The sequence below is a fragment of the Paenibacillus thiaminolyticus genome (genome assembly GCF_007066085.1).
GTDB lineage: Bacteria > Bacillota > Bacilli > Paenibacillales > Paenibacillaceae > Paenibacillus_B > Paenibacillus_B thiaminolyticus.
Window position 1 is genome coordinate 4,245,899 of record NZ_CP041405.1, and the last position, 26,074, is coordinate 4,271,972.

22 protein-coding genes and 1 tRNA gene are annotated in these 26,074 nt (G+C 51.8%); 15 read left to right on the top strand and 8 right to left on the bottom strand.

The window, feature by feature from the left end; translation table 11 throughout:
• Window positions 1-59: 59 nt before the first annotated feature.
• From hcp to FLT43_RS18980, 3 genes are all read left to right on the top strand, one after another.
• Window positions 60-1,352 (top strand): hydroxylamine reductase, encoded by a 1,293-nt coding sequence (gene hcp, locus FLT43_RS18970; RefSeq protein ID WP_087444101.1) that lies wholly within the window; start codon window positions 60-62, stop codon window positions 1,350-1,352.
• Between the two features lie 242 nt (window positions 1,353-1,594).
• Window positions 1,595-3,388 carry a B12-binding domain-containing radical SAM protein gene (locus FLT43_RS18975; RefSeq protein WP_087444100.1) on the top strand — a complete coding sequence of 598 codons (1,794 nt, stop codon included), beginning with the start codon at window positions 1,595-1,597 and terminating at the stop codon, window positions 3,386-3,388.
• A gap of 54 nt (window positions 3,389-3,442) precedes the next feature.
• Window positions 3,443-3,517: transfer RNA gene (locus tag FLT43_RS18980), tRNA-Thr, on the top strand.
• A gap of 882 nt (window positions 3,518-4,399) precedes the next feature.
• On the opposite strand, the gene FLT43_RS18985 is transcribed toward FLT43_RS18980, so the two are convergent.
• From FLT43_RS18985 to FLT43_RS19005, 5 genes are all read right to left on the bottom strand, one after another.
• A complete protein-coding gene (locus FLT43_RS18985; RefSeq protein WP_127510903.1) occupies window positions 4,400-4,717 on the bottom strand; it encodes a BLB8/JUQZ-1 family protein in 318 nt (105 codons plus the stop codon).
• Window positions 4,718-4,987: 270 nt separating this feature from the next.
• Window positions 4,988-5,860: a barstar family protein gene (locus FLT43_RS18990; protein WP_164776288.1), complete on the bottom strand. Its 873-nt coding sequence runs from the start codon at window positions 5,858-5,860 to the stop codon at window positions 4,988-4,990.
• A gap of 677 nt (window positions 5,861-6,537) precedes the next feature.
• A complete protein-coding gene (locus FLT43_RS18995) occupies window positions 6,538-6,867 on the bottom strand; it encodes a BLB8/JUQZ-1 family protein (protein WP_087444098.1) in 330 nt (109 codons plus the stop codon).
• 132 nt (window positions 6,868-6,999) lie between these two features.
• Window positions 7,000-7,215, bottom strand: a complete 216-nt coding sequence (locus tag FLT43_RS19000; RefSeq protein WP_087444097.1) for a DUF3006 domain-containing protein — start codon at window positions 7,213-7,215, stop codon at window positions 7,000-7,002.
• A gap of 5 nt (window positions 7,216-7,220) precedes the next feature.
• A complete protein-coding gene (locus tag FLT43_RS19005; protein ID WP_087444096.1) occupies window positions 7,221-8,237 on the bottom strand; it encodes an MBL fold metallo-hydrolase in 1,017 nt (338 codons plus the stop codon).
• Window positions 8,238-8,586: 349 nt separating this feature from the next.
• Here FLT43_RS19005 and FLT43_RS19010 point away from each other — a divergent pair, with 349 nt between their 5' ends.
• The 9 genes from FLT43_RS19010 to araD all read left to right on the top strand — a co-directional run bounded on the left by FLT43_RS19010 (window position 8,587) and on the right by araD (window position 18,599).
• Window positions 8,587-9,345 (top strand): DeoR/GlpR family DNA-binding transcription regulator, encoded by a 759-nt coding sequence (locus FLT43_RS19010; RefSeq protein ID WP_164776286.1) that lies wholly within the window; start codon window positions 8,587-8,589, stop codon window positions 9,343-9,345.
• A 168-nt stretch (window positions 9,346-9,513) separates the two neighbouring features.
• The gene (locus FLT43_RS19015; RefSeq protein ID WP_087444094.1) at window positions 9,514-10,455 is read left to right on the top strand and encodes a ribokinase; all 942 of its coding nucleotides are present in this window, start codon (window positions 9,514-9,516) and stop codon (window positions 10,453-10,455) included.
• 45 nt (window positions 10,456-10,500) lie between these two features.
• Window positions 10,501-12,054 (top strand): sugar ABC transporter ATP-binding protein, encoded by a 1,554-nt coding sequence (locus tag FLT43_RS19020; RefSeq protein ID WP_174818157.1) that lies wholly within the window; start codon window positions 10,501-10,503, stop codon window positions 12,052-12,054.
• Entirely contained in the window at window positions 12,051-13,034 is a 984-nt protein-coding gene (locus FLT43_RS19025) for an ABC transporter permease (RefSeq protein ID WP_087444092.1), read from the top strand. The genes FLT43_RS19020 and FLT43_RS19025 overlap by 4 nt, the downstream gene beginning before the upstream one ends.
• Window positions 13,035-13,051: 17 nt before the next feature.
• A complete protein-coding gene (locus FLT43_RS19030) occupies window positions 13,052-13,999 on the top strand; it encodes an ABC transporter permease (protein WP_087444091.1) in 948 nt (315 codons plus the stop codon).
• A 105-nt stretch (window positions 14,000-14,104) separates the two neighbouring features.
• Complete coding sequence (locus FLT43_RS19035) at window positions 14,105-15,154, top strand: autoinducer 2 ABC transporter substrate-binding protein (protein WP_087444090.1); 1,050 nt, start codon at window positions 14,105-14,107, stop codon at window positions 15,152-15,154.
• A 47-nt stretch (window positions 15,155-15,201) separates the two neighbouring features.
• Entirely contained in the window at window positions 15,202-16,161 is a 960-nt protein-coding gene (locus FLT43_RS19040; protein ID WP_087444194.1) for a sugar phosphate isomerase/epimerase family protein, read from the top strand.
• Between the two features lie 23 nt (window positions 16,162-16,184).
• A complete protein-coding gene (gene araB, locus FLT43_RS19045; RefSeq protein WP_087444089.1) occupies window positions 16,185-17,867 on the top strand; it encodes a ribulokinase in 1,683 nt (560 codons plus the stop codon).
• A gap of 42 nt (window positions 17,868-17,909) precedes the next feature.
• The gene (gene araD / locus FLT43_RS19050) at window positions 17,910-18,599 is read left to right on the top strand and encodes an L-ribulose-5-phosphate 4-epimerase (RefSeq protein ID WP_087444088.1); all 690 of its coding nucleotides are present in this window, start codon (window positions 17,910-17,912) and stop codon (window positions 18,597-18,599) included.
• An 84-nt stretch (window positions 18,600-18,683) separates the two neighbouring features.
• On the opposite strand, the gene FLT43_RS19055 is transcribed toward araD, so the two are convergent.
• A complete protein-coding gene (locus FLT43_RS19055; RefSeq protein WP_244194319.1) occupies window positions 18,684-19,319 on the bottom strand; it encodes a GyrI-like domain-containing protein in 636 nt (211 codons plus the stop codon).
• A gap of 506 nt (window positions 19,320-19,825) precedes the next feature.
• Between FLT43_RS19055 and FLT43_RS19060 the strand changes: the two genes are divergently transcribed.
• Genes FLT43_RS19060 through FLT43_RS19070 form a run of 3 tightly spaced genes read left to right on the top strand, consistent with a single transcriptional unit; the run spans window position 19,826 to window position 23,837 of the window.
• Window positions 19,826-20,350, top strand: coding sequence for a sigma-70 family RNA polymerase sigma factor (locus FLT43_RS19060; RefSeq protein ID WP_087444087.1), 525 nt, complete (start codon window positions 19,826-19,828; stop codon window positions 20,348-20,350).
• Window positions 20,347-22,743 (top strand): DUF4179 domain-containing protein, encoded by a 2,397-nt coding sequence (locus tag FLT43_RS19065; RefSeq protein ID WP_087444086.1) that lies wholly within the window; start codon window positions 20,347-20,349, stop codon window positions 22,741-22,743. Before FLT43_RS19060 ends, FLT43_RS19065 begins: the two co-directional genes overlap by 4 nt.
• A gap of 32 nt (window positions 22,744-22,775) precedes the next feature.
• Window positions 22,776-23,837: a hypothetical protein gene (locus FLT43_RS19070; RefSeq protein WP_087444085.1), complete on the top strand. Its 1,062-nt coding sequence runs from the start codon at window positions 22,776-22,778 to the stop codon at window positions 23,835-23,837.
• 296 nt (window positions 23,838-24,133) lie between these two features.
• On the opposite strand, the gene FLT43_RS19080 is transcribed toward FLT43_RS19070, so the two are convergent.
• Both FLT43_RS19080 and FLT43_RS19085 read right to left on the bottom strand, forming a co-directional pair.
• Entirely contained in the window at window positions 24,134-25,333 is a 1,200-nt protein-coding gene (locus FLT43_RS19080) for a hypothetical protein (protein ID WP_087444084.1), read from the bottom strand.
• Between the two features lie 16 nt (window positions 25,334-25,349).
• Window positions 25,350-26,066, bottom strand: a complete 717-nt coding sequence (locus tag FLT43_RS19085; RefSeq protein ID WP_087444083.1) for a YiiX/YebB-like N1pC/P60 family cysteine hydrolase — start codon at window positions 26,064-26,066, stop codon at window positions 25,350-25,352.
• Window positions 26,067-26,074: the final 8 nt, after the last annotated feature.

Below are 26,074 nucleotides of genomic sequence, written 5' to 3' on the forward strand. Positions count from 1 at the left end.
GGCGCTTTCCCATTTAGTATGTTGGAAATAGAAATCCATTTTGACAGGGGGAAGCGCGAATGTTCTGTCATCAATGCGAGCAGACGCCGACGGGCGGCTGCCAGGTTGTCGGAGTGTGCGGCAAGGACGAGACGATTGCCAGTCTACAGGATACAATCGTGTTTGCGTTGAAAGGCATCGCAGCGTATGCGACGCATGCGCGGCAGTTGGGCTATGTCGATGAAGAAGTTGACGCGATTACGCATGAAGCGCTCTATATGACGTTGACTAACTCCAATTTCAACTTACAGGAGCATCTGGACATGGCGATGAAGGTCGGGGGCGCGGCGATCCGCATTATGGATGTGCTGGATCGGGCCCATACGGAGCATTTCGGCGTTCCTGTGCCGGTTACCGTCCCGCAGAACAAGATAGAGGGCAAGTCTATCGTCGTGACAGGGCACAACTTGTATGCGCTGGAGGAATTGCTGAAGCAGACGGAGGGCAAGGGCATCAATATTTACACCCATTCCGAGATGCTTCCGGCGCACGGCTACCCGGCATTGAAGAAATATCCGCATTTGAAAGGCAATATCGGCAAAGCCTGGTATGACCAGCGCCGTCTGTTCGAGCAATATCCTGGCGCCATCCTTGCGACGACGAACTGTGTCATGCCGATTAAGGGGACCTATGCCGATCGGTTCTTCTCCTATGACGTGGCCGGACTCGAGGGCGTGACCAAGATCGTGAACGACGATTTCTCGCCGTTGATCGAGCGTGCGCTGGCGCTGCCTGCGGCGGATGTGGAGAGCGAGCAGACATTGACGACGGGATACCACCACGAGACGGTGCTCGGGCTGGCGCCGGAAATTATTCAGGCCGTTAAGGATGGCAAGATCAAGCGGTTCTTCGTCATCGCGGGCTGCGATGCGCCAGGCAAGGGCGGCGAGTATTACCGCGAGCTCGCGACATCGCTGCCGAACGATACCGTTATTTTGACGACCTCTTGCGGGAAGTTCCGGTTCAATGACGTCGATTACGGTACGGTGGCGGATACGGGCATTCCTCGTTATATCGATCTGGGGCAGTGCAATAATTCCGGCTCCACGGTCAAGATCGCGGCTGCGCTTGCGGACGCCTTCGGTTGCAGTGTCAACGAACTGCCGGTGTCGATCGTGCTATCGTGGTTCGAGCAGAAGGCGGTTGCGATTTTGCTTGGCTTGTTCAAGCTGGGCATCCGTGATATTCGCATCGGGCCGAAGCCGCCGGAATTCATCTCGGAAGGCGTGATGAACGTGCTGACCGATCTGTTCGGTCTGAAGCTTATCGGCGATGCGCAGGAAGATATGAAGGCGATGCTCCGTCTTGCCTAGATGGTGAATGGGGTAAAGTATTTATGGAGTTAATCGATTGCGGCGCGGTCCCTGAAGGGGCCGCGTTTTGTTGTTCCGCACGCTTTGCCGCGGCTTCGAAATGCGACGCCATGCCGAAGCTTCTTTTTGAGCCAAATGTGATATCCGCTATAGACTCCCGAGGAGCCTTCCGCTACGGTAAGCAGTGGCATGCCGGGCCGATGACCGGCAAGCACATGCAATCAGCAGAAGGAGCTGCAAGGATGAAGACGATTGTCGCTGCGATCAATGCAAAATATATACACACCGCGCTGTCGCTGCGCCTGTTGAAGGCATATGCAGAGGATGAATTCGAGATAGTTATGGCGGAGTACACGATTAAGGACCCGGTGCTCCATATTGCGGCCGACTTGTATAACCGGAAGCCGGATGTGGTTGGCTTCTCTTGTTATATATGGAATATCGAAGCGACGCTGGCTGTAGCCCGGATCTTGAAGCAGGTGCTGCCCGATGTCCGCATCGTGCTCGGGGGACCGGAGGTATCCTTCGACCCGGGCTATTTTCTTGGGCGGGAGCCGGCCGTCGATATTGTCGTGATGGGCGAAGGCGAGGCAGTATTCAAAGCGCTGCTCAACTGCTTCGCCGATGGCCTGCCGGTCGACACAGTGGCAGGGATCGCTTGGCGGGAGGGCAAAGAAATCCGCGTCAATCCGCCACAGGCCAAGCTGGACCTGGAGCACCATGTGCCGTCTCCATACCGATTTGAAGCCGATCGGGCCGAGCTCGGGAAGCGCATCGTTTATTTCGAGACGAGCCGCGGCTGTCCGTTCAACTGCCAGTTCTGCCTGTCCAGTACAGAAACGGGAGTCCGTTTTTTCGACAAGGAGCGGGTGAAGGCCGATTTGAAGTATTTGATCCAGGCAGGAGCGCGCACCATCAAGTTCCTCGATCGCACGTTCAATATTAACCGCGATTATGCGCTCGATATTTTCCAGTTTTTGATCAATCATCACGACGGTTGCGTGTTCCAATTCGAGATTACCGCCGACATTATGCGGCCGGAGGTGCTGGAGTTCCTTAACAAGGAGGCTCCGCCCGGCATCTTTCGCTTCGAGATCGGCATCCAGTCGACGAATGAGGAGACGAACCGGCTCGTCAAGCGCCGTCAAAATTGGGATAAGCTGTGCCGCACCGTGCGCCTTATTAAGGAGGGAAGCAAAATCGATCAGCATCTCGATTTAATCGCCGGGCTTCCGGGAGAGGACTATGCGTCCTTCAAGAAGACGTTCAATGATGTCTTCGCGCTCCGGCCCGAGGAGCTGCAGCTCGGCTTCCTGAAGCTGCTGCGCGGTACAGGCTTGCGGGCGGATGCCGCCCAGTATGGCTATAAATATATGGAGCACGCCCCCTATGAAATGCTGAAGAACGATGTCCTCCCGTTCTCGGATGTCCTGCGCATTAAGCGGGTAGAGGATATTTTAGAAAAGTATTGGAATTCGCATCGAGCTGATTATACCGTCAATTATTTGACACAGCGTTCGTTTGCGACGCCGTATGATTTTTTTCAACAGTTCGGAGATGACTGGGCGGGGCAGGGCTGGGAGCGCATCGGCCATCAGCTGCATGATCTGTTCCTTCGCCTGGAGCAATTTCTGGAGCGGACGCAGGTGCCGGATCTGGACGTTATTCGCAGTCTGATGCGGTTGGATTATATGCTGCAGCATCGCCATAAGCCACGCACCCTCTGGTGGACATCCCCGTCGAAGGCGGAGGTTGGGGCTTGGATGAAGCGGTTGGCGGATGCGCCTGAGCAGCTCCATGCCGGCTTCGGCAGCCTGGAGTTGACCGAGCAGGCGCTGCACAAGCATGCCATGGTAGACCTGTGGCCATGTGATGCTGTCCGCCTGGTGGAGACGGGAGAAGTGGATCGTTCCGTCCCGAGCGCCGTGATCGTCCTCTTTGGAGAGGCGGCGGCTGCAGCGGAACGGGGCCAATTGCCCCGTTGGTATGCTTGCCCTGCGGCTCTCAATGGACAAGCAATTTATGGAAATAAATAAAAGAGTATTGCAACTTTTCGTTGATTTCTTTATAATAATATTCGTTGTTAAACTGCTGGTGTAGCTCAGGGGTAGAGCAACGCACTCGTAATGCGTAGGTCGGGGGTTCAATTCCCTTCACCAGCACCACTTACATGTCGATAACGGCGCGGCTTCCGGGGGTTCCGGGGGCCGCGCTATTTTTTGTTTTGCGGGCTCATCTACCGCTCATCTACCCTTTATCCAGATAATTTTGGGAAGTCGGGGATGTCACTTGAATCTTCTTTATGATTTTATATTAGTTCCGCATTAGATTCCTTTGATTAACTGGAGTCCCCTTTGCAGTCTGAATAACGAGCCCATGATCAGCGTATAGGTGTTTCAGGACGTTTTGCCCGGCTTGTTGCTTTTTAGGTGTTGTTCCAACAACTCAACCGTTTTTGGGAAAAGTGTTATGGATCGGACGCTGCTGTCATTCTTTGTATCTTCTAGGTCATACCCGTCCTCGGCTAATGTGTAAGCTCAATTGATAGCCGACCGAAGCATCAAATGCCCGCCGCGGGCAGACAGCTACTTAGTGCAGGACTGGACCCGTCAAGCAAAGACAGTGATCCGAAGCGCCGACATTCATGCAACTGTGTCCGCGGATCCGCGCATTCCGTCCGATAACCAGCGGAGAGTATGGATGATTATCGCCCAAGATGGGACATGGCACCGACCGCTAACAACCTACGAGTCGGTAATGCTGCGGAGCTTCCCGACGCACTTGCCGGACGGCAGGCCGTTCCAACTCGAAGAGATAAGTAGGCCCGAGAGTACATGGGCAGCGCAGTTCCACGGGATGCAGCCGAATATAGGGGGATGCAATCTTGCTGGCTGCAGCGTAAGCCGAAACCGGAATCACATTCGAAATGAGCTGGGATTCTGTGCGGATAGCTCCCGAAGAAACGCATGAGCCAACGGTTATACATTGATGACTTATCATAAAATAGAGAGCAGTAAAAAATATGCTCTCTATTGAATCTTATTAAATTAATCAATTACACGTATATAATGTTTCCAATAAAGACTGCCATTTTTATACGCGTAGATAATTGCGTCCCCTGGACTTCGGCCGGTGACCAGCCCATTAGGACTAAGAGATACTACATCGGCTCCAGAAACAAGCTTAAACGATGTTCCTAATAGCATTACCGAATGAGAGACTTTGAGATCTCTGTAAGTAACGCCAGCCATTACGGAAATGTCATTCGAAACAGATTTTTGTTTAAGGGATTCTGCAGAAACAGAACCTGCGAGTAGTCCAAATACTGCGATGGAACAGAGTAAGGCTTTACTTAGGTTTTTCATAAAGACTACCTCCATCCAAAATTATTTGTTACGACTACACCATATCAGGTAAACAATGGAAGATCAAGTGAATGATTAGAAAGAATAACGCGGGGATTATGAACTGCCGTAACACTGGATTCGAACGAGCCGAGTTCGCGAGCTGAGGTGGCCGTGGTGACAGATCGGATAATGATGCAGATAGGGAAATAAGAGCTTGGGCTGAGATTGCTCCCTATTACACGATAAGAGCCGTGGGATCATTCCTACGGCTCTGAAAAAGAGAAATTATTAGCGAGTGTATTCATATCTCTTAAGAAAGAAGCCTTGAGAGGTTTGAAGCCAATCAAGGTTGAAAGTGGTATCCTGCATGAAACTGGGAGCAAGCAAAAAATCGACAAAAAAAGGCTCTTCTCCCGAATATTCATTGCTTCTATATTTGATTTCTTTTTCCCAAGCCTGAACATCCAAACAATGTTCTGCTACTTTGTAATTTGTCCATATTAGAGTAAATGGTGATACTGCCCCAAAACCACCATGTAGACAATCAATTAAGGAATTAAAATCAAAACCAAAATAACCCCCTGGACCATTAATGGATTCTCCTAAAGCACAAAAAAATGAAGCATAGTCACGAATATGTGCACCATCTAAATAAAATGTCTCTTCTTTTGTTTCTTTGCTATCTAAAAATACCTTATTTAGGTTAGACTTAGTTACAACTTTTAACCAGGCTCTCCTCCCATTTTCATTCAGTTTTGCCCATTCGTTAATTTTCGATGGAGGGGAGTTTCGCCACAACTCCCAGATTCCAAGTTCTTCATTCGACACAATACTTTCTAATGACCCAATCAAACTAAGATCAGTTGGCGAGCTAGGAAAGCCCTCCTTGTGATAGTATATATTGTCATCAATTGCAAAAGAGAAGTTTGCGAGAATATCCTTATTTCTATCAACTATGCATATATACACCAGCCTGCAAAAAGACTCTTTTCTTCGTACAATATATTCTTTAAACTCATTACAAAAAATAAATTGTTTTAATAAAATTCGATGCTTTGAACTCTCATTTATATACCCAGAACCATCTAGTCCTGCGATATCGTTACAATATCCAATTATTAGTTCACTGTCATCATCTAGAAGTGAGAACTTAAAATCCAATGTACACTCCTCCTCAGTATCTATTATTTACCTCCTCCATCTGGAAACCAAGGAGAGGGGAATAGCTTTGGTTTGCTATAATCATGATTGGTCACATATCCTAACTTACCGCTAGGTTGTTCTAAAATTCTATGTTTTGATCCGGGAACATCCCATTCCTTAGAACCTTCCTACACGTTCTTTTTCCCGGTTTTATTTTTTAACTCGTTTGCACTGAATATCTTTTGATTCGGGGATGGATGACAGATGGATTTTGCCAAAAAATGACGTTTTTGAGTATAACAAAAATGGTGTTTTATGTATTTAAAATATTGTAATAATTACCTAATTGGTGGGATTGTATTTACTGGAGAATCGAAGTTTGAAGAAAATGAAGAAATACAACCTATCCGGTCAGTTCATAGTCATCATTGGTCTGTTAAAGCAACTAGCAAGGTTGTAGCTTATATTGATAGAGCGGGCGGAGAAATAGGTGACTACAAAAATCAGCCCAGGAGCAATTAGCGGCTGGGTGGGGTTCGGCTCGACAGTTGGAGGGGGGTGCACCTGCCTATTTTGACCGTCGTTTTGTATATCTACTATAATACATATCGAAATAGAAAGAAGTAAGAATTCGATGCGGGCAAAATAAAAAGAGAGCAGGAGAAACCTCTGCTCTCTGTTTGATTCGAACAACTTTAATATGTAACCTCAATATGGTTGATGAACAGGGTGCCGTTAGCGGCATAGTTATAGACCGTGGCCTTTCCCGGTTGTAAACCGACCACTCTCCCGCTTGGTTCCAGCCTGACGACCCCTTCTCCGCTAACTAATACGACTCTTGAGCCTTCCATGCCAATCCAGGTGGACCAACCAACTTTGAGCTTGATAAGCGGATTAACGATGGTATTCTGTAAGGCGAAATTAGTCGAAACTGGCTGGGGGGTCAGCGGTTGTGCAGAGACAGAACCTGCGATAAGACCGAATGCCGCGATGGAACAGATAAGTGCTTTGGTTACGTACTTCATTAGGAAAACCTCCATCCCAATAAATGGTTACTCCTACACCTTAACAGGAAAACAATGGGATTACAAGGTATTTTTTAGGGGGATAGCATAAATTAGTGATTTAAACATTTGCCGTCTCAGGCAGCTTGCGCTTTAATCCTCGAACAGGTCATTCATCAGCTCATCGATTTCTTGTTTTCGTTTCTTCGTTTCTTCTTTATCGAGGGTGAACTGATTGCCGTTAATGATTACGACGTCCCCTGCCTCGGCTTCTGCCGGCAGCAAATATTTCGGATACTCAACGGTATGGCCCTCAACTTCAATCACGGCCAGATCGCATTCGAAGCGGTCGATTATCCCTTTGATCATATCGATTACCTCACTGTCTCGAACTTTATTTTTTTGCCATCGCTGATAGCGGTAATTGTTCCTTGCGTGTCTGTGCGGAATGTCTTCACGCTTGCTTTCTTGAGCCTGTCCATCGTTGCTTTTTTGGGATGGCCATACTTATTGTCCGTTCCCGCGCTAATTACCGCGTAGGTTGGCTGTACGGCGGACAGAAACTTCTGGGACGTCGATGTCTCCGAGCCGTGATGGCCCACCTTCAGCACATCGGCGCGCAGCTTGTCCGGATGCTCCAGCATATCTGCCTCGCTTTTGGCTTCGGCATCGCCGGTAAATAGGAATGAAGTCTCTTTGTACTTCAAGTGTAACACGGCGCTCCATTCGTTTAAATCCTTGCCATATTCCTTAACGGGAGCGACAAATTCAGCCGTTACGCCTTTCAGCGGAATGGCGACTCCGCTTTTGGCCGTCTTAATCCCCAGTTTTTGCTTTTTGACGGCTTTCAAAAAGTCCTCGAAGGTTTGCGTTGTATGGGACACTTTCGGGGCGTAGACGGCTCCGACCTTGAAAGAGTTAAGCACGTCGTCCAGACCGCCGATATGATCGGCATCCGGATGTGTCGCAATGACCACGTCAAGCTGCTTGACGCCAAGATGCTTGAGGTATGCCACGACATCCTGCCCTTTATCATTGTCCCCGCCGTCGATCAGGATATGCTGTCCTTGCGGCGTTCTTATGTATGTGGAATCTCCCTGTCCGACATCCAAATAGTAGACTTGCAGCGTGCCGGCCTTTTGCTTTTGAGGGAGAATCAGTGCCGTGCCGGCTTCTTTGGAAGCCGGTTTAGAATTATTGGCCTTTCTTATGCTTCCATCCTTGTTATGATAATGGTACTCCCCGTCTTTCAAGCCCCATTGTGCGCAGTTCGTACGGCAGGTGTGGCCGCCGTTCGCATCGGTCTTGCCGGGATGTGCCAGCAGGGCAGGGGAAAAAAGTGCGCAAAGCAGTGAAAACACAAGCGCTATCGATACGTATGCTCTTCTCATGGTGCCTCCTCATTCCGATCCTTTGCTCAGCGAAGGATTAAGATATATCTATCATATCATCCCTGCGGGAGCAAGATGGGGCGAGATAAAGCCATTCTACTGCCTATCTCTTATACTATATTTTTCCCGGGATCTTCCATGAGTGATAATAAAGCGCAGTTTCCGGCCGACGGGGCTGCGTTTTTTGTTAGCCCATAAAACAAAAAAACAAAAGTACTTAACGGTAATTTTGTTTTGTTTATCGCCGTGAATTGGTTCTTTTTATTTTGGATAGCCAAGTCTATAATGGGGGTATTAACGTACAAACAAAAAGGAAAACAAAAAAAAGGGGTAAAGGATGACAACCGTTATGAAGAAGAGCCGGTTAGCGGTAGAGCGGCAGAAGGAGATTTATAACACGATCAGCCAGGTCGGGACGGTCTACGTCGCCAACTTGAGCAAGAAGTTCAATGTGACGAAAGAGACGATCCGCAAAGATCTGGAGGCGCTGGAGAAGGAAGGGCTCGTGCAGCGCACGCATGGCGGAGCGGTGTTGAATCATAAGATGCCGGTCCAGCGCCATATGACGAATGTGGACGTGAAGAGCTCCATCGCCAGAGAAGCGGCGCAGCTCGTGGAGAAGGGCGATATCATCGCCTTGGATAGCAGCGATTTTTCTTTGCAGCTGGCCAAGCAATTGCGGGACCGCGAGATTACCGTCATTACGAATTCGATTCCGATTACGCTGGAGCTTCTGAATCAGGACCATATTCGCTTAATTACGATCGGCGGATATGTGAATCAGCAGTTCTCCTCTTTTGTGGGCGCGATTGCGGAGAATGCAATCGATACGTACCATGTGGGCAAATACTTTTTATCCTGCAGCGGCTTTGATTTGGATCATGGCATTTTTGAAAACCATGAGATGGAAGCTCAAGTCAAACGCAAGTTTTTAAAGGTGACCGATGAAGTCATCCTGATGGCGGATCATGCGCAATTCGGCCGTAAATCATTGACCAGTCTGGCGGGATTGGGGCAGGTGGACAAGCTGATCGTCGATCACGGACTGCCGATTCACAATCTTACCGCGCTGCGAAGCGCAGGAGTTAATATCGTTTTAGCGAATTGACTTGTGATTCACAAATATAATGCAAGAAAACAAAGACGAAACCAAGCTCGAATGAGTTTGGTTTTTCTTTGTTATATTTGCTTTCAAAGCCTTGTCCAAATGTGAAGAAAGCGCTTAATATGACCTCAAGGACGCCGCCAAGGTGAGTAGGGAGGCAAGCACTCGAATATGAAAAAGATTTGTATTGTCGGAAGTTTGAACACGGACATTATTATGCAGACGCAGAAGTACCCGACGCGGGGAGAGAATACCGTGGGCCAACATGCGGTCGTGCTCTCCGGGGGAAAAGGCGGGAACGCCGCGACGGCCGTCTGCAGGCTCGGCAAGGAAGCGGTCCTGATCAGCTCCGTCGGCCAGGATTATTATGGCGATACGATGTTAACCGACTTGACTGAGAGCGGTATTAATATTTCCTATATCAAGCGCACGCCCCTGAGCCATACGGGGCTTACGACGATTATTATCGACGAGTCAGCCGAGCGGACGATGGTAGTGGCGCCGGGAGCGAACATGCAGCTGACGGCTCAGGACATTATCGATCACGGCCAGGAAATTCAGCAATGCAGCGTGCTTCTCGTACAGCTGGAGGTTGCTGAAGAAGCTGTGGTTCAAGCAATGAAAATAGCCAAAGAAGCGGGATTGCTGGTGATCATCGATCCGGCGCCGGCGGACGGGATTACGATGCAGGCGATTCGCTACGCCGATATTCTGATTCCGAACGAGCAAGAGACGAAGCATATGACAGGGATTGAAGTGAACAGCGTGGATGATGCGCTTCAGGCAGCGAAATATTTTCAACTGTTAGGCATTGAGAAGAGCATTATCAAAATGGGCCATCGGGGCGCGCTTGTCTATACGCCGAGCCAATGGCAATTCATCGAAGCGATTCCCGTCGATGCGGTAGATACGGTCGTCGGAGACACCTTCTCAGGCGCATTGGCTTGTTCCCTGTCGGAAGGTAACGACTTGTTCCAGGCAGCATGGTTCGCAACCGTGGTCAGTGCCTTGAAGGTGACGAGACTTGGACCGCGGGATGGCATACCTACCATGGCCGAAGTCGAAGCCTTCATGACAGCGCGCAATCTGCAGCAGCCATACTTGCCTTCATAACATAGGCCTGGCAATCGACACACAACAAGGTTAGGGGGGATCAAGGTGAGCCAGACACTACTGGAGATCAAAGACATGAGCAAGACATTCCCTGGCGTGAAGGCGCTGAGTCAAGTGCAGTTGGAAGTCAGACCAGGTGAAGTGCACGCCCTGATTGGCGAGAATGGGGCCGGGAAATCGACGCTGATCAAAATTTTGGCGGGGGTGGAACAGCCCGACGCCGGCAGCACCTTCCTGTTCGAAGGGAAGCCGGCCAATATTTCGAAGCCGATCGATGCGACGTTGAAAGGCATCTCGATTATTTATCAGGATCTGAGCTTATTTCCGAATCTGAGCGTTGCAGAAAATATTTGCGCCGGCCGCGAGGCGGAGAAAGGCGGGTTCCATTTCATCAGATGGGGGGAGATGCGGCGAATTGCCAAAGAGACGCTGCAAGGCTTAGGCTTCGACATTGATGTCAATGTGACGCTGGAGAAGCTGAGCATCGCCAAGCAGCAGCTTGTCGCGATTGCCAGGGCGATTGCCTTCGATGCGAAGCTGATTATTATGGACGAGCCTACCTCATCGCTCTCCGCCGGGGAAGTGGAGCTGCTCTACAACGTCATTGCCGATCTGAAACGCAAGGGGATCGCCATCCTATTCGTCAGCCATAAGATGGAGGAACTGTTCAAGGTATCCGATCGGTTCACGGTCTTGCGTGACGGTAAATTCGTTGGCACATACGATAAAGAGGAGTTGAACGAGGAGAAGTTAATTCACCTGATGGTCGGCCGCAAGCTGGAAAGCATGGAGAGAGAAGAACATGCCTGCGGCGAGGCGCTATTACATGTAAGCGGTTTATCGAAAAAAGGGAACTTCAAGAATATATCATTTACGCTGCACCGGGGCGAGATTGTGGCGATGACAGGCCTTGTCGGATCGGGACGGACGGAAGTGGCGCATGCGCTCTTCGGTCTGCAGAGCGTTGATAGCGGTACCATCATGTTGGGTGGACAGCCCGTGCACATGACCTCGACGGTGAAAGCGGTGAAGCACGGCATTGCTTATGTGCCGGAGAGCAGGCAGAAGGAAGGGCTTGTGCTTCAGCAATCGATTGTGCGCAACACCTCGCTTACGATATTGAAAAGCTTGACGAACGCCTTCGGAAGCATTCAGGAGAAGCGCGAGCTGGAATTGGCGCAGCAATACATTGAATCGCTTGATATCAGACCGAATCTGCCGTTCCTTGATACCGGGAACATGTCTGGGGGCAACCAGCAGAAGGTCGTCATCGCGAAGTGGCTGGCGTCGAATCCGAAAATATTGATCGTTGACGAACCGACGAATGGCATCGATATCGGGGCGAAGCGCGAAATTCATAAATTGCTGCGCCAGCTTGCCCGGGAAGGCATGGCGATTCTCGTCATATCCTCTGACCTGTCCGAAGTGCTGGCCGTCAGCGATCGCATTCTCGTGATGCGCAAAGGGACGATCGCCGGAGAGTTACCGCATCGGGAAGCAACCCAAGAGAAAATTATGAACCTTGCGTTGTTGGGAACGCACATCCACGAGCCCGCAGACCCCAATGAAATGAAGCAAGGAGATGAGATATTCATATGACACGGCTATTTCAGAAAAAAGAGTTCGGCATCGGTCTTATCGTCATTCTTCTGGCGCTGGTTCTATCGATTGTGAATCCGGTTTTTTTAACGGGTGAAAATCTTCTTGATATTTTGAAAGCGAATTCAGTTCTTGGCATTCTGGCGGTGGGGATGACGCTCATCATTATTACCGGCGGAATCGACGTCTCGGTCGCAGCCGTAACGGCGGCAGTGACGGTGGTCATCGGCAAGCTGGCGGTGGCGATGCAGGCCAGCTCGTGGAGCATCTTGGCGATCTTTATCGTGGCTCCTCTCGTCGGCGCGTGCTTCGGGTTCGTCAACGGGATATTAGTCGCCAAGACGAAAATTCCGCCGATTGTTACCTCACTGGGGACGATGAGCATTCTGTCCGGAATTACGCTGTACGTCACGAACGGCGAATATATGAACAGCAGCATGCTGCCGGCAAGCTTCATCCATTTCTCGAATCTAAAAATAGCGGGCGTGTCGATCCTGATTATTATTTTCCTGCTGACCGTGCTGATTACGTGGTTCGTGATGAAATATTTGGCTATCGGCAGGTCGATTCTTTCCTTCGGCGGTAATCCGGTGTCTGCGATGCGTGTCGGAATTAACTTGACGAAGGTGCAAATTTTCGTCTACACGTATATGGGCTTTCTTGCGGGGATTGCGGCCATTGTCCAGACCGCCTACACCAAAGGGGTGGACCCGAACGGATTCGCCGGCTTCGAATTGACTGTCATTGCCGCGGTCGTGCTGGGCGGAGCGAATATACTCGGCGGTTCGGGCTCGATGCTCGGTTCGTTCTTGGGCGTCCTGCTGCTTGGGATTATGCAAAATGGCCTTATCTTGGCCAAAATCAACACATTCTGGCAAGAGATCATCGTTGGGGCCATCATTTTGCTCGCCGTATCCTACGACATGATCAAGCGGAAGCGGGAAGAGCGGAATCTGTCCAAAGTTGAAGTCGAGGGATAGAAAGGAGGGATGAAATCGTGAAGCTTTCAAAGGAATGGATGTTAGGGCTCTTTTTTCTCGGATTATTCATCATTATGGCCATTTTCGTACCGGGCTTTATCGATCCTTACAATTTAACCAGCATGCTCTATCAGCTTCCCGAGTTGGGTATTTTGTCCCTGGGCATGATGGTTGTCGTCCTGACGGCGGGGATCGATCTTTCTATCACGTATTTGGCCGCACTATCGGGCGTCGTGATGGCTTATGCACTGACTGCGGGATTGCCGGTTCCTGTCGCCATGATTGCGGGTGTCATTGCGGCGCTTATCGGCGGCTTGCTCAATGGATTCTTCGTTGCCGTTATCGGGGTATCGCCGATTCTGGTTACGCTCGGCACGATGACCTTATTCAAGGGCATTATTCTGCTTATCACCAAAGGGAACAGCGTCTCTGGATTCCCCGATAGCTATTCGTTCATTGGCAACGGCGATGTGCTGGGCATTCCGTTCCCGATGATTCTATTCGCCATCGTGGCGCTGCTGGCGTGGTACCTGCTCAATAAAACCGTATGGGGACGCACCGTCTACATGGCCGGCAACAATCCGATCGCGACGCTATTCTCCGGGGTGAACACCAAGAAAGTCATCATGTACGTGTACCTGTTCTCCGCCTTGATGGCCGCCATCGCCGCCATTATTATGACGAGCCGCTACAACTCGGCCAAAGTCGATCTGGGAAGCTCTTATCAGCTGCAAAGCATTGCGGTTGCCGTGCTCGGCGGAACGAGCATCTCCGGCGGCTATGGCAAAGTAATTGGCGTTATTTTCGGAACGGCGACGTTCCAGGTGCTGTCCAGCGGCCTGAATTTGCTGGGCGTGCCGGGGATGGTCATCAACATCCTGATCGGCGTTGTCTTGCTTGCCGTGCTGCTGATTAACTTTTTTACGGCGAAGTACAAGCACAACCAGTTAAAGAAAGCAGCCTAACGTTGGCAACACCTTCTTCGTCTAAATGCGCGCGTTGCGAGCTTGCATGACGCATCACGAAGGAGTTCATGCTTATGCTTCATACCACATTGAGGAGGTCTTACCATGAAAAAAGGAAAATTGTCCATGTTGCTCTCGATTGTGTTAGTCGTCGGCATGCTAGCGGGTTGTGGCGCGGCAAAAACAGAGAACGCCGGATCAACCGACGCATCAGGCTCAGGAAATGAAACGGCCGCTTCCGGAAAATTGAAAATCGCGATCGTGCCGAAGCTTATCGGCATCCCTTACTTCAACGCATCGGAGCAAGGCGCGAAGCAAGCAGGCGAAGATCTGGGCGTAGAGGTCATCTATACCGGCCCGACGCAAGCGGATGCCGCACAGCAAGTCAAAGTGATCGAAGATTTGATCTCCAAGAAAGTGGATGTTATAGCAGTCGCTCCCAATGATCCGGCTGCGCTGACTCCTGTGTTGAAAAAAGCAAAGGCACAAGGCATTAAGGTGATGGATTGGGATACGAAGGCGGACCCATCGGTCGTGGATCTCTCGATTCAGCAGGTGGATGATGAAGTCTACGGACGCCATATGGCCGATCTGCTGGTGAAGGCCATGGGGAAAGAGCAAGGGAACGTAGCGATTGTTACCGGCGGCCTGTCCGCGCAGAACTTGAATACGTGGATTGATTGGTCGCTGAAGCAAATTCAAGAGAAATATCCGAACCTCAACATTATTGGCGAGAAAATCGGCACCGATGAAAAGCAGCAGGTCGCTTATCAGAAAACATTGGACTTGCTCAAAGCGAACCCGGATCTTGACGGCATTCTTGCTTACTCGACGGTAGCCCCGCTCGGTGCGGCGCAGGCGATTCAGGAGAAAGGCCTGCAGGATAAAGTGTCCTTGATCGGCGTCGCGCTGCCGACCGATTCCAAGCCATTCCTGGAAGACGGCTCACTCGATACGGCGACGCTGTGGAATCCGGTCAATCTGGGCTACTTGACGGTCGCGGCTGGGAAGGAGCTGGCAGAAGGCAAGACGATTACGAACGGTCAAGATATTCCGAATATCGGCACAGTGGAAGTCAAAGAAGACGGCAAGACGATTATTCTTGGACCTCCTGCCGATTTCACGAAGGAAAATGCGGGAGACTACAATTTCTAAGACAGCAGATTCGGCGATAGGTTATGAAGCGGAAGGATGAACAGGAGATGAAGCTGCAACATTATCAAGTGAAGAACGCACGCATTAAGCAGGCCTTCTGCGAGCTGAAGCGCAAGCATCCTGAACGTCTGAAGCAGCGATTGAATCTATCTTGGAGCAACTGGGGATTCGGCATGGAATCCCTGGTTGACTCGGTCAAGCGCTTAAGCTGCAACGGCGTCCAATATATTGAGCTCCACGGCAATCATTATGGTCCGGATCTAGGCTATGAACCAGAGACCACGATGCAAATTTTGCGAGATTATGGCATGAAGGTATCCGGTGTGTGCGGCATGTTCTCACAGCATAACGATCTGGCGAGCAATGTGGCGCACCATCGCCAGGCGGCGATCGATTATATTCGCAGAGAAGTTGAATTTACTTCTGCGGTGGGGGGACAGTATTTGCTCGTTGTGCCCGCCGCGGTCGGGCGTTCCGCCGCATACGACGAGATGGAGCTCGAACGAAGCATCGAATCGCTGCGAATCGTCGCGGATGAATTCGTGAAGCACAGCGTTCGGGCGGCGATCGAGCCGATTCGCTCCGCAGAGACGACGATCGTCCATACGGTCGCTGAGGCGAAGTCGTATATCCAGGCCGTCAATCATCTTGGTGTCCGCCATATTAACGGCGATATTTACCATATGCAGTCGGAAGAGGAGCACATCGGAGAAGCCATTCTGCAAGCAGGGGATCAACTCGTGAATCTGCATCTGGCGGATAGCAACCGCTGCGCATTGGGCGACGGTTCCATGGACCTCGATACGATCATTATGGCGCTCTATCTGATCGGCTTCAATCAAGAAGGCCGATTCGTTACGCCGGAACCGCTCGGGCCGGGCGGAGATCCGTATCCGGCCATGTACGGCAAGCCGGACGGCGCGGCGCTCGATACGCTCGTGCTGCGAACGGTCTCTTATTTCAGAGAGAGAGAAGACATCTTATTAGAGGGTAATATGGGGCAATAACAACAAGATTGTAGGTGGACCTTATGAAATATTGTATTGGGGTGGATTACGGGACGCAGTCCGGGAGAGCCTTGCTGGTGGAGATAGAGACGGGGCGGGAAGTGGCAACGGCGGTGAAGCCGTATACGCACGGCGTCATGGATGAATTTCTCCCTGACGGAATTACGAGGCTGGAGCCCGATTGGGCGCTTCAACATCCGGCGGATTATTTGGAAGTATTGCAGGTGACGATTCCGGAGGTGCTGGCGAAGTCCGGCGTGAGTGCGGATGATGTCGTCGGTATCGGCATTGACTTTACGTCCTGTACCATTTTGCCGGTTCGGGCCGATGGTACGCCGCTCTGCTTCCTGGAGGAGTTCAAGGGCCAGCCGCACAGCTATGTGAAGCTGTGGAAGCATCACGCGGCCCAAGACGAGGCGAATCGGCTGAACCATTTGGCGGCACAGCGGCAGGAGCCATTTCTCCCTCTGTATGGAGGCAAAATTTCTTCGGAATGGATGTTCCCGAAGGTGTGGCAAATCTTGAACGAAGCGCCGGAAGTATATGAAGCCGCCGACTCGATTCTGGAAGCGACGGATTGGGTCGTCTCCCAGCTTGTCGGGAAGCAGATGCGTAACAGCTGTACGGCTGGCTACAAGGCGATCTGGCATAAGCACAACGGATATCCGTCCAAGCAATTCCTGGCCTCGTTGGACCCTAGATTAGAAAATATCGTGGATGAGAAGTTGAGCAGAGAAATCTATCCGATCGGAACAAAAGCGGGAGAAATTACGGAACGCGCGGCCAAGTTAACGGGGCTGAACGCGGGCACGGCGGTGGCGGTCGGTAATGTGGACGCGCATGTGTCGATACCGGCTGTAGGGATTACGGAGCCGGGCAAAATGTTGATGATTATGGGGACATCCACTTGTCATATTTTATTGGGGGAGACGGAAGAGATCGTCCCCGGAATGTGCGGTGTCGTCGAAGATGGCGTTATGCCCGGATATATGGGCTATGAAGCGGGGCAATCTTGCGTGGGCGATCATTTCGAATGGTTTATTGAGAACTGTGTCTCCCAAGCGCTGCAGGAAGAGGCACGGCAAGCCGGCATTGACATTCATGAACTGTTGACCGGCAAGGCATCCCGGCTTGCAGTTGGAGAAAGCGGCTTGCTGGCGCTGGATTGGTGGAACGGCAACCGTTCGACGCTGGTCGATGCGGATCTGACCGGATTGATCATCGGGGCAACGTTATTAACGAAGAGTGAAGAGATCTATCGCGCGTTGATTGAAGCTACCGCGTATGGAACGCGCATGATTATTGAAGCGTTCCGGGAGAACGGAGTTCCGGTTACTGAACTGTACGCCGCAGGCGGCATTGCGGAGAAAAATGCGCTCATGATGCAGATTTATGCGGACGTCTGCAATATGGAGATTCGGATCGCGGCCTCCCCCCAGACGCCGGCCTTCGGCTCCGCGATGTTCGGAGCTGTCGCCGCTGGCACAGAACGAGGAGGATACGGCTCGATTCGCGAAGCGGCGCGAGCGATTGGCAAGGTCAAACCGCATTACTACAAGCCGATTCCTGCGAACGCAGCGGCCTATGACCGGCTCTATGCGGAATATAAGCAGCTGTACCATTATTTTGGCCGCGGCGGCAACGATGTGATGAAGCGGCTGAAGCAGATCAAGAAAGATGCACTGACCATGGCCTATCAAGCATAATCCAACGGAGGATTGTTCAACTATAGTTAGGGTGTGATGAAGATGTTAAGGCAACTCAGACAACAAGTGCTTGAAGCGAACCTGCTGCTGCCGAAGTACGGACTTGTCACGTTTACATGGGGAAATGTCAGCGGCATCGACCGCGAGCGGGGGCTGGTCGTCATTAAGCCGAGCGGCGTTCCATACGAGGCGTTGACCATCGACGATCTAGTCGTCGTCGACCTGCAGGGGAACAAGGTGGAGGGGCGGCTGAATCCGTCCTCCGATACACCGACGCATGTGGCGTTATATAACGCGTTCCCCCGTATTGGGGGCGTCGTGCACACGCATTCCACTTGGGCAACCAGTTGGGCGCAGTCGGGGCAGAGCATACCGGCGCTTGGCACGACGCATGGAGATTATTTCTACGGAGATATTCCTTGTACCCGCAAAATGACAACGGCCGAAATTGAGTCCAACTACGAGCTGGAAACCGGGAATGTCATTATTGAGACCTTCGCAGGCCGGGATGAAACCGAGATGCCCGGCGTGCTCGTACACAGCCATGCCCCGTTCTGCTGGGGCAAGGACGCGATCGAGGCGGTGCATCATGCCGTTGTGCTTGAGGAAGTCGCGGAGATCGCTCACCACACGGTGGCGCTGAGCCGAACCGCATCATCGATGGACCAAGCGCTCCTCGACAAGCATTTTCTCCGCAAGCATGGCGCGCAAGCGTATTATGGGCAGCGTTAGCGGATACCCCCAGGATATTTGACGACGAACAGGGGCTGGATTGTCCAGCCCCGTCTCCTGTTTATTCTTTCGTGCGGCTTCTTCCTATTTGGCCGCATGCTCCGTCTTTCTTCTTACCGGAATCCACACTTCACAGATCGATTCGGTCATTTGTTCGTTCACCCAGTAATATTTTTCGATGCACGGACCTTCCGCTTGCTCGAAGTTCGTCGAAGGGAACCATTCGGAATAGATACGCCGCCAGACATTCTGAATTTCGAGGCCGCTGTCGGGCTCTTCGGTCAGCGTCTCCCGGCTCTCGAATACCGCGTACGTGTGTCCAGGGACATGAAGAAGGTCGAAGTCAGAAGGAACCATTCCTCTTTCCGGGAGATCGAATCCCATTAGATAGCGTTTGGTTCCATCCTCCTGGAAATCATACAGATAGCCGTAGAGCAGGGTGCGGGCCGGTCGGCCAACAATCTCGTTAATCCGGTCGTGAGTGCCGTCATTCCAGATGTGATCCCCGAACGGGGGGATTTCCTTGTAGGCATCCGCATGAATGACAATGCTTTTGCCGATGACGGTGGTTTCCAGCTCTTCCACTAGACGATAGTTCAATTCGCATTCAGTTGTAGCGGAGAGGAAGCGGTTCTTCCTGTCCTTGCGTGCGCCGATTTGTCCGATGAAGAATATATCGGCAATTATATCGATAATCCGCTGATTTCTGGGCTTGAACATGTGGAGGGAATTGCTGCTATTCTACAGGAATTTCGGCTCAATGAGTCCACATCCCGAGGAATTGCTGCAAATCTACATCATTTTAGGCCCTTTTGCTTCAAAGTGGAAGAGATACGGGTGAAATTCCTGCAGTTTTGCAGGATTCCCTTTGTGGTAAAGTCGTCCATATCGAATTGCTGTACTTGCGCAGGATTTCGTTTACTGTATAGGTGTAGAATTCGTGCAGTGTTGCAGATTTCGCTTACCGAATAGGCGTGTCTGGATAAATTGTCCAGTTTTGCGGATTTCGCATCATAGCGTTTTACATCAATTTTTCTACTGAGAGACGAGATCCGCCACATAAAAAATGAAGTGCCAAAAAACCCCTTGGACTTTCTCAACAGCCTGAAATCTCCGGGTTTTTCGTGTTTTCTTCGCAATTTTTTTGCCGTTTTCCAAAAAAGGAAAGCTAAATCCTCTTCTATATGCTCTATATAGGTGAGAGGGAAGGGAGATAAGGATGCCGCATGGATATAGAGAAACTGGTGAGGACAGCCCAAAAGGGCAACGATAAAGCATTCCTGATGCTGTATCAGCAGCATGAGGCAGAGATTTACCGGACCGCCTATATGTACTTGAAGAACAAGCAGGACGCGCTCGATGTCGTTCAAGAGACGGCCTATCAGTCCTTCAAATCGATAGGGAGCTTGCGAGAGCCGCAATATTTCAAAACATGGATCCTCAAAATTGCGATCCATCGCGCCATATACATGCTCAAGCAGCGCAATAAAGTGATTCCGTTCCCCCCGGAATTCGCCGAACAAATCGACAGCTCCAGCGAGGATGATATTCCCCTCTCCTTAACGCTGCAGGATCTGCTCGATGAGCTGGATACCCATGAGAAAAGCGTCATTATGCTGAAGTACTACCAGGGGTATACGTTCAATGCGATCGCTGAAATATTGGAGCTGCCGCTAGGCTCGGCCAAGACGATATTGTACCGGGGCTTAAGCAAGCTGCGAAAAAGCTTAAAGAGAGGTGAAATCTCGTGAGTCGTCATCAACGCATTGTCGAGGAAATAGAGAAGATCGAGCTGCCTGAAGAACTGCATCAATACAGCAAGCTGGGAATCGACCGGGCGAAGCGGGAGCTTGCTCCTTCGAGCCGGACGCGCAAAGCGGCGAAAGCGGCGGCAGCCACTGCGGCAGGCCTCCTGTTAGCGGCCGCAATCGGCGCGGCGATATCCCCTACATTTGCAGAGGTGATGAAGTCCTGGTTCTCGCTCCAGAAGGCGGACGGAGGCTTGAAGCAAGCGGCGGACGACGGCTATGCCGAATCGGTGAATAAGCAAGTCACCGATCAAGGGATTACGCTCCGGGTGAAGGAGGCGATTCACGATGTATTTCGCATCTCGATTCTGTTCGGGCTAGAACAGGACGGCAGGCCGCTGAATTCCGATCTGCTGTTCGAGACGTTCATTCCGGAAGGAACGGATGATGATCCGTACGTGAACCGGTATGAGATTATCGATGACGAGGGGAAGGTGCTGCCGCTGTCTCCGCAGCTGGTTAAATCCGAGAATGACCGGATATTGACGCTAGGGCTGGATGACCTCGTTCCCGGACATGAGGTTCAGTCTCTGTCCGATCTGCCGGATCGGATTACGGTCCGCTTCGATATCAATCAGATCGGCAAGACCCGCGGAAAATGGCATCTCGAGGTGCCGATCGATCTGTCCGCGGCGAAGGCATCGTCCAATCTCGTTCCGCTCAGCCAACGCTACATCTCGCCGCTTGGCTTCAGCATCGATTTCAAACAGTTGCGGCACAGTCCGAGCAAGTCGGAATTGCTGCTGCAGGTTGACGAGACGCAGGCCTGGAGAAGCGAGAAGAAGATCGAGCCGATGTTCCGGTATGAGATTAAGGATGGAGAAGGGAATATCGTCGCGGCCATGGACGGCCTGCGGCGCGGGGAGGTGAGCATCGGAAGCAGGAATGTGCTCAAGCGTTTCCTGAACGGCCAGGGCAGCATCGGACATATGAAATACCGGCATGCCTTCCTGCCTTTCCCGGATGCGAAGGAGCTGACGCTGGAATTGACGGCGATCTATACGGAGGAACGGGCGGATAAAGAGCTGGCTGTCGCGATCGAGCCGGAGGCGCTGCGGAAGAAGCCGCTTCTGAAGGAGGTGAATGGGAAGAGCGTTACATTCAAGATGCGGGTGAAAGAGGACGAAGCTCCGGAACAGATGAAGGATGGCCGCAGTGTCTTGGCAGGCAAGGGATGGATATTGGAGGCCGATCAACAGCTTGGTTCGGATACGCTTGATCTGCAATGGCGCATGGAGGACGGACAAGGGAAGCCGGTACAGGCACAAAGCGTGACCGAACTGGAGCAAGACGAGCAGGGGAATTACCGCAATCGCACATTGTTCTTCTTCGAGGGGCAGACTCCGGTGTATGACCGCCTCACCATGTACGTGGACAGCTGGACGAAGAAGATACCTGTGAACTGGAGCATTCCGCTCGTTCCATCGTCAGAGGAGCTTACGCCGCTGGACGAGGTTCCAATATACGAGATGACCGTGGACGAACTGAAGCCCGGCATGGTGCGCCAAGCGGAGCAGGCGCTGCGAGAGCTCGCTCCGGGCATGGAGGCAGAGCTCTACGGCGCCGCGGAGTATTCGGATCGTTGGTTCCTCTATGCGAAGGATAACAGCAGAAGCATCGTGATTGTGGAGAAGGCGACGATGAAGCCGATCGCCGTACAACGTTCCATTTCCTATGGCGAACTGGACGAGAAGCTGCGGAAGACCGTGGAAGACATCTTGCGCCAGCTCAGCCCCGATCAGCCGGTTGTGTTCGAGGAAGCGGTGCGAGAGAAGTCCGAGGTGAATAACCGTTGGGTGCTTCACAACGAGCACGCCGACATCATCATCAATGCGCTAACGGGCAAATTGATGGAAGCTTCGCTAAGCTATGAGCCAGGGCGATTCGATGCCGAGGCGAAGGCCGTTGCGGACACAGCGTACTCTTCTTTTGCGCAAGGCAGAGCATTGGAAATGACGCGCATGGTGCAGAGAGTGACGCCGACGCGCCATGTATGGGAATTCTACCGGGATATGAGCCTATTGGCGGCCGTCGACGTGAAGACGAACCAGGTCCGGTCGGTCGAACAAAGCTTCAAGAATGACCATCCTGGCGATGACATAGGAGCCAGCAAAAAGTATGCCGAACCGCGCTATACTGCAGAGCAGGCCATAGCGAAGGCGAGTCCGGCCGTAAAGGAAGTGTTCGGCATCAACCTGGAAGGCTATGAAGTGAGCATCCGGTTGAACGAATATACGTTCACTCGCCAAGGCGCCGCGACAGTGAGAGGGACCGTGAATGCCAAGGGCGAGTTCTGGAAGCTGGAGCAGATGCCGGCAGAGGACAGCCGGCAATAACAATCGTTATGAGATGAAGGAGGAGTTTTTCCATGAAAATGAATAAACTACTGGCGGTAACACTGGCATGCAGTCTGTTCGCCGCCACCCCTGTTATCGCTGCGCAAGCCGCTATGAACAATGAAGGACCGCAGACGGTTCAGTTCGCGGATATGGATCGCCAGCTTGCCGACGCGGCGGAACAAGCCATTGCGCAATACGGCAACGGAAAAGCATTTCAACTGGAAGAAGCGCTAAAAGGTGAATATTTTGTAGACGAGAAAACAAAAAGAGGGATCTGGTATATCTCGGCCAAGGATCGGAGCGCTGTGGTATCGCTTGATGCGGTGTCCGGCGAAGTGCTGAGCGTGTCGCTTACTTATGATATGGACGAATTATCCGGAGAGTACGAGGCGAAGCTGAAGTCGGCGCAGGCGGCTGTTAAGGAATTGAACGGCAAGGGAGAGCTGTCCTTTGTGCGCGCACATTTTTTTAAAGACAATAACAAAGGGCATGAAAGTGAGACGCTATCCTTCCAAACGGAAGACGGGCAGTTCGTTGCTATCGACATGAAGACGGGTAAGCCGAATAGTTATATTTTGAAATCGAAGGCGGCGGATGTGGATCGCAGCATCGTCGCGGCGGCCGAACAGGCGGTCAAGAGCATGGGAGTGGCCAAGGTACAGCCATTTACCGAGATTGAGCACCGCCAAGTAGACGGCGAAGCGGCCGGCGAAGTCTGGGTGCTGAAGCGGACCGTCGACGTGAACGGCGATAAGAGCAACAAGAAATCATTCATGACCGATGGGCAAGGCAGAGCGTTCGTCGTGAAGGAGTCGGTCATTATCGAAGCAAAGACAGGCAAGCCGGTGTCCGTAACGATCCCGTCGAACGAAGCTGGCAAGAAGACGAAGACGCTGACCAAGGAGGACAGCATCAAGCTGGTGAAGCCGATTGCGCAAAAGTTGTTCGACGCAGACTTGTCCTCCTATACATTGAAAATCGATAAAGACTGGGGAGACTATAAATTCAGCAGCAAGGGCAAAGAGACGATCGTTGCCAAAATTAATCAAGCCGGCGAACTCGTTCGCATCGAGCGCAAAGTAAAAAAATAAGAGAGATATTCGGAACGCGAACAAAGCAAGGGTTCCGGTCAACGACATAAGATTGGCCGAAGGGGGCGCCGTAGAGGCGCCCTTCTGCTATTGCTCGCAGGATGAAGATAGGTGGGGGAGTACAGAGTGGACCCAAGATATCAATTGGCCAATCGCGCAGGGGATTATCGACATTTTGCTGCCACTGGACAAGTTGCTAGTGCCGGCTGTGAAAGAAGTAGCGCATTCCATACCATGTTAAATGTTAAGAAATCTGCCTTCAGGCCCAATTGGACCAAGAAGGCAGCTGTTTGCATTTAGAGGTCGGATAACATCTGAAAATCATATAAATACACTTCCGGCGAGATGGCATCCTTCACCTTCGGAATGCGCAGCTCCTGCTGCAAGGAACCGTCCGCCAAGCGGTATTGCTCCACCTTGTGTGCTTGAAGAGCGGCATCATAGCGGAACAGGTAGAAATGAGTCCCCCGCGCATACCCCATCTCCTGGTTCCGATCAAAAGTCGGTTTGAAGCCGGAGAGGGAATACGTCTGTCCGGCCGTGCGCGTGTCAAGCGCGAAGGGGAAGACGGTTCCATAGCCATCCACGTAGTACAGCTTTCCCCCTGCCGTGCCGAGGCTATTCGCGCTGAGCGAGAAATAGCGATTATCCAACTCTTCTCCATACGTATGCAGCAGATAGACGTTAGCCGTATGCGAATCGGTGTCGATCTCCATCAGCTGCAGCTTGACGCGATTGTCCGGGTTGCGCATGGAAAAGACGGCATACAGCCTCTCTTGAACAGATACGATGTCCGTCTGTACGATCAGAGACCCGGTATCTATATCCAACAGCGGGTATTTGGCAGATATCAGCTGGTCGTCCCGGGGCTCCATGGCGATTAGGCTCAGCCCTTGAAGCGATGCGTGCTCGGAGGTTAAAGCGTATACCGTGTGTCCGTCGCTGCCCTGGGCTTCGACGAATTCGCGGATTTCCCGGCAGTAGTGATGATTGTTGTCTCCCCAGCGCAGGATGGAGATGTAATCGTCATTCGAAGCGACGCCTTGATTGAACATGGAATAATACTGCCTGCTTCCGGTCAGATAGCCTGACATTTGCCGATATCCGGCGCTTACTGGACAAGGGGAGGTGTAAGAAGCGGGCTTCGCCTCGTCCGTTTGCACCTCGATTTCGTGTTTGCGCTGGATGACCAGACTGTCCTGATCGGGAAGCTTGACCGGAGAGCCCCATTCCAAGCCTTCTCCAAGGAGGGTCTGAATGGCTCCTTCCCGATTCATGCGAACAAGATAGGATGTCCCTTTATTGTAGTACTCCTTCGGCAGTGAGGTGGAATAATAGACAAGGGCGACGGTATCGTCGAGCCGCATATCGATCTGAGATGAAGGAAGAGAATCTGGGTGGCTGCATGAGAGCAACGTACTGGAGAGGATAAGCAGGCAGAGCAGCAGAGACATCCGCTTAACGACTCCGGGCGGCTTCGTATCGTAGGATATCATAGTGGAGCGAGCTTACTTAATAACTCTTCAAGGTGAGGAACATAGGAGAATCCCGGATATCGACGGGATAGACGCCCAGGCCGCCATCCTTATCGATATCGATTTTCGCTTTTTCTTTGAAGGCGCACCATACAAGCTTGGAGCAGTTCTTATCCCCGATGCACGAAGTCGTGCGATTCGTGGCGAAGTTGTAGGAGTAGCTCTCACCGATGCGGCCGTGCGCCCAGTCGGCGGCTTGCTCTCTTGCGGAAGCGCTTGCATATTGTGACTTCGGAGTCAAGATTTTGGAGCCTGAATCTACGCGTTTGTCGATGAGCTTCACCTTGCGCACGCCTGAGCCGGGTACAGATTCCACGATGTAGTCGGTGGTGTAGTAGATGCCGACATGTCCGTGCGGGATCCCGGCTGTGGAGGCCGTCTCGAAGAAGACATTGCCTTTGCTGCTGGACGCCAGCTGATAGGCGCCGTCGCCTTTGCCCCCATGCACCGTTATTTTGTTCTGCAGTGCGGGCTTTTTCGCGAGAAGCTCGTCGTACATTTGGCTGGCAATGACATCATGCGGGAGCTTGGTGACTTGGGAAGCGTATTCAATGTCGGATACGAGCTGCTCCTTGGTGACATGCGGATACACATCCAAGATACGCTCCAGGATATCACCGTCCTGACCGCGGGCGCTAACCGTTGCAGGAACGATCAGCAGAAGCACAAGAATGGCAAGCACAACCTTTTTCATCATATTCC

Coding starts and splice junctions, on each gene's coding strand:
- FLT43_RS19005 (WP_087444096.1), bottom strand. CDS start 8,237: ATGAGAAGAGCATACGTATCGATAGCGCTTGTGTTTTCACTGCTTTGC.
- FLT43_RS19010 (WP_164776286.1), top strand. CDS start 8,587: ATGAAGAAGAGCCGGTTAGCGGTAGAGCGGCAGAAGGAGATTTATAAC.
- hcp (WP_087444101.1), top strand. CDS start 60: ATGTTCTGTCATCAATGCGAGCAGACGCCGACGGGCGGCTGCCAGGTT.
- araD (WP_087444088.1), top strand. CDS start 17,910: ATGTTAAGGCAACTCAGACAACAAGTGCTTGAAGCGAACCTGCTGCTG.
- FLT43_RS19060 (WP_087444087.1), top strand. CDS start 19,826: ATGGATATAGAGAAACTGGTGAGGACAGCCCAAAAGGGCAACGATAAA.
- FLT43_RS19000 (WP_087444097.1), bottom strand. CDS start 7,215: ATGATCAAAGGGATAATCGACCGCTTCGAATGCGATCTGGCCGTGATT.
- FLT43_RS19080 (WP_087444084.1), bottom strand. CDS start 25,333: ATGATATCCTACGATACGAAGCCGCCCGGAGTCGTTAAGCGGATGTCT.
- araB (WP_087444089.1), top strand. CDS start 16,185: ATGAAATATTGTATTGGGGTGGATTACGGGACGCAGTCCGGGAGAGCC.
- FLT43_RS19035 (WP_087444090.1), top strand. CDS start 14,105: ATGAAAAAAGGAAAATTGTCCATGTTGCTCTCGATTGTGTTAGTCGTC.
- FLT43_RS19040 (WP_087444194.1), top strand. CDS start 15,202: ATGAAGCTGCAACATTATCAAGTGAAGAACGCACGCATTAAGCAGGCC.
- FLT43_RS19025 (WP_087444092.1), top strand. CDS start 12,051: ATGACACGGCTATTTCAGAAAAAAGAGTTCGGCATCGGTCTTATCGTC.
- FLT43_RS19015 (WP_087444094.1), top strand. CDS start 9,514: ATGAAAAAGATTTGTATTGTCGGAAGTTTGAACACGGACATTATTATG.
- FLT43_RS18985 (WP_127510903.1), bottom strand. CDS start 4,717: ATGAAAAACCTAAGTAAAGCCTTACTCTGTTCCATCGCAGTATTTGGA.
- FLT43_RS19070 (WP_087444085.1), top strand. CDS start 22,776: ATGAAAATGAATAAACTACTGGCGGTAACACTGGCATGCAGTCTGTTC.
- FLT43_RS19085 (WP_087444083.1), bottom strand. CDS start 26,066: ATGAAAAAGGTTGTGCTTGCCATTCTTGTGCTTCTGCTGATCGTTCCT.
- FLT43_RS18995 (WP_087444098.1), bottom strand. CDS start 6,867: ATGAAGTACGTAACCAAAGCACTTATCTGTTCCATCGCGGCATTCGGT.
- FLT43_RS19055 (WP_244194319.1), bottom strand. CDS start 19,319: ATGTTCAAGCCCAGAAATCAGCGGATTATCGATATAATTGCCGATATA.
- FLT43_RS18975 (WP_087444100.1), top strand. CDS start 1,595: ATGAAGACGATTGTCGCTGCGATCAATGCAAAATATATACACACCGCG.